Below are 2,423 nucleotides of genomic sequence, written 5' to 3' on the forward strand. Positions count from 1 at the left end.
TCGTCGATTTTCACGCTCAGGTTGTCGCCGCCAGCGAGGGCGTCGTTTGGTGTAACGAAGTTCACGCTGCCACTGCTGGCGCCGACCGCGATGGTGATGGTTTGGCCGTTGCTCAACGTCACGACGAGCGGGGCATCAGTTACCGGAGCGTTGACCGACGCGGTGTAAACCACGGTGCCGCCTTCAGCGACCGTCGAAGTCGCTGTGAGCGAAACGGTGCTGGTGTCGATGGTATCAGTGACATCAGTCACCGCCGGGGTAGTGCTCGGAACCAGGTTCTCGAAGTTACCACCAGTCGCTTGATCGATGCTGACTTCAACTTTGCCAGCGTCCTTGTAGACGTCGTCTGTTGGCGCATCGACCGTCACGGTGCCGGTGGTAGCACCAGCGGCGATGTTGATGACGGCACCGTTGCTCAGGGTCACGGTCACTGGCGAGCCAGCGGCGTTGGTCAGGGTAGCGGTGTAAACGATGGAACCGCCTTCAGCGACAGTGTCGGTTGCCGAGAGCGTCAGGCCAGTGGTGTCCTGCACGTCGGTAACGGTGGTGTCGGCCGGAGTGGCGTCGATGTCCAGTTTTTCGTAGTTGCCGCCCTGGGCGTCGTCAATCTTCACGCTCAGGTTATCGCCGCCGGCGAGGGCGTCGTTTGGCGTAACGAAGTTCACGCTGCCACTGCTGGCGCCGACCGCGATGGTGATGGTCTGGCCGTTCGACAGGGTGATAACCAACGGAGCTTCGGTCACGGGTGCATTGACCGAGGCGGTGTAAACCACGGTGCCGCCTTCGGCCACAGTCGAAGTCGCTGTGAGCGAAACGGTGCTGGTGTCGATGGTGTCGGTGACGTCAGTCACCGCCGGGGTAGTGCTCGGAACCAGGTTCTCGAAGTTACCACCGGTGGCGTTGTCGATGCTGACTTCGACTTTGCCCGCGTCTTTGTAGACGTCGTCTGTTGGCGCATCGACGGTCACGGTGCCGGTGGTGGCGCCTGCAGCGATGTTGATCACCGCGCCGTTGCTCAGGGTCACGGTCACTGGCGAGCCGGCGGCGTTGGTCAGGGTGGCGGTGTAAACGATGGAACCGCCTTCGGCGACAGTGTCAGTTGCCGAGAGCGTCAGGCCGGTAGTGTCCTGCACATCGGTAACGGCGGTGTCCGCCGGGGTGGCGTCGATGTCCAGTTTTTCGTAGTTACCGCCCTGGGCGTCGTCGATTTTCACGCTCAGGTTGTCGCCGCCAGCGAGGGCGTCGTTTGGTGTAACGAAGTTCACCGAGGCGGAGCTGGCGCCGACTGGGATGGTGATGGTCTGGCCGTTGCTCAACGTCACGACGAGCGGGGCATCAGTTACCGGAGCATTGACCGAGGCGGTGTAAACCACAGTCCCGCCTTCAGCGACGGTGGACGTTGCGGTCAGGCTGACAGTCGAGGTGTCGATGGTGTCGGTGACGTCAGTCACCGCCGGGGTAGTGCTCGGAACCAGGTTCTCGAAGTTACCGCCAGTCGCTTGATCGATGCTGACTTCAACTTTGCCCGCGTCTTTATAGACGTCGTCTGTTGGCGCATCGACGGTCACGGTGCCGGTGGTGGCGCCTGTAGCGATGTTGATGACGGCGCCGTTGCTCAGGGTCACGGTCACTGGCGAGCCAGCGGCGTTGGTCAGGGTAGCGGTGTAAACGATGGAACCGCCTTCAGCGACAGTGTCGGTTGCCGAGAGCGTCAGGCCAGTGGTGTCCTGCACATCGGTAACGGCGGTGTCCGCCGGAGTGGCGTCGATGTCCAGTTTTTCGTAGTTACCGCCCTGGGCGTCGTCGATCTTCACGCTCAGGTTATCGCCGCCGGCGAGGGCGTCGTTTGGTGTAACGAAGTTCACCGAAGCGGAACTGGCGCCGACTGGGATGGTGATGGTCTGGCCGTTCGACAGGGTGATGACCAACGGAGCTTCGGTCACGGGTGCATTGACCGAGGCGGTGTAAACCACAGTCCCGCCCTCAGCGACGGTGGACGTTGCGGTCAGGCTGACAGTCGAGGTGTCGATAGTGTCGGTGACGTCAGTCACCGCCGGCGTGGTGCTCGGAACCAGGTTCTCGAAGTTACCGCCAGTCGCTTGATCGATGCTGACTTCAACTTTGCCGGCGTCTTTGTAGACGTCGTCTGTTGGCGCATCGACCGTCACGGTGCCGGTGGTGGCACCAGCGGCAATGTTGATCACCGCACCGTTGCTCAGGGTCACGGTCACTGGCGAGCCAGCGGCGTTGGTCAGGGTAGCGGTGTAAACGATGGAACCGCCTTCAGCAACGGTATCGGTCGCACTCAAGGTCAGGCCGGTAGTGTCCTGCACATCGGTAACGGCGGTGTCCGCCGGAGTGGCGTCGATGTCCAGTTTTTCGTAGTTACCGCCCTGTGCGTCGTCGATCTTCACGCTCAGGTT

The 2,423-nt window shown here is 61.8% G+C and carries 1 protein-coding gene; it reads right to left on the minus strand.

Annotated features, from left to right (window positions below):
* On the minus strand, positions 1–2,423 hold a 2,423-nt coding region (locus tag AD662_RS29605; RefSeq protein ID WP_346243052.1), incomplete at both ends, for an immunoglobulin-like domain-containing protein.

This window comes from Pseudomonas kilonensis, assembly GCF_001269885.1.
GTDB lineage: Bacteria > Pseudomonadota > Gammaproteobacteria > Pseudomonadales > Pseudomonadaceae > Aquipseudomonas > Aquipseudomonas kilonensis.